The organism is Bacillus sp. LR--39 (assembly GCF_053613335.1).
Genome location: NZ_JBSIOT010000247.1, coordinates 1 through 1,210, shown reverse-complemented (window position 1 = coordinate 1,210; position 1,210 = coordinate 1). Strand labels below are relative to the sequence as shown.

Annotated in this window: 2 protein-coding genes; one reads left to right on the top strand and one right to left on the bottom strand. The window is 47.6% G+C overall.

Translation table 11 applies throughout. The features are described from left to right. On the top strand, positions 1-171 hold a 171-nt coding region (locus tag ACWHAR_RS22210), incomplete at its 5' end, for a hypothetical protein (protein WP_452087847.1). 40 nt (positions 172-211) lie between these two features. On the opposite strand, the gene cypC is transcribed toward ACWHAR_RS22210, so the two are convergent. Continuing rightward, the coding region (cypC, locus tag ACWHAR_RS22205; protein ID WP_452087846.1) for a fatty-acid peroxygenase at positions 212-1,210 on the bottom strand (999 nt) is incomplete at its 5' end.

Here is a 1,210-nt window from a genome sequence, read left to right as displayed (position 1 = left end):
GCAAGAGAATTCATTCACAGCATGAAGATGAAAATAACAAAACAGCCAGACATGGAAACGTTCCCAGTTGATAAAGCCGGCCACCCTGACCCGCAAGATATCGAGGACAACAAAATGGTTTCAGAAGGCTCCATGTATCCCGTCCAATACTACGATGAAAAAAAGAAGTAATCAAAAAGCTCTCTTCGATAAAGGAAGAGAGCTTTTTAATTTAACTTTTTCGTCTAATTCCGCTCATTACAAAGCCGCTTTCAGGCAATGACGGCATTCTGGCGAGACTGTAATGCAGTGATTGTTCCGGAACATCGTATTCAATCTGATGGACGAGGAAATCCAGGCTCGCTTTCATGACTTCAATTGTAATGCCTTCCCCTGGACAGCGGTGTCCTTTCTCGACGTGCCCCCCGCCTTGAGGAATCATATCAAACGGATTTTCTTCCCGCTCCGCAAATCGTTCAGGCCGGAATTCATCGGGATGATCCCATAGACGAGGGTCGTGGTTCGTTCCATATACATCAAGCAGCACCGATGTGCCCTTCTTAAACTCACAGTTATTCCATACAAAATCTTTTTTGACAAGCGCCCCTAAAAACGGGCCGAACGGATAATATCTGCGGACCTCCTGCACAAACATTTCTCTTTTCCGGCTGTTTCCAGACCGCAGCCATTCCTTATATTTCGGATGCTCATGAAGCGCCAAAGCTGAAAACACCAGAAAGTAAGAAATGGCGACAATAGGCCGCAATACATTAATCAGCTCAATGGCTGCCATGCGGGAATCCAGCTGGCTTCCATCTTCTTGTGTGTGAAAAGCCATTTCATGCAGCGCTGTTCCGGGAGTCGTTTTCAGCAAGCCGGCACGAGCATCTTCAATCATGACTTCAATCCACTCTTCCGCACGTGGCCTTGCTCTTCTTCCCTTCCAATGCCGCGGTCCCACAGCACCGAACGCGTCGACCATGTCAATGAAGTCAGCCGCTCTCTCTTTGACTTCCGTTTCCTTCAACGGAACACCTGCCCAATAGCACGCTACCCGGCATAGGATTTCTTTTGCTTCTTCAAATAACACAACCTCATCTGCTTTCTCCCATCTTGTGACTGCTGCTCTCCACTCCTCTGTCATCAACTCAGCCAAACGTTTTTGATGCGGCGGTGTCATTAATGATAGAAAAAGCATCTTCCGATGGATATGCGCGCTGCCATCCATTCC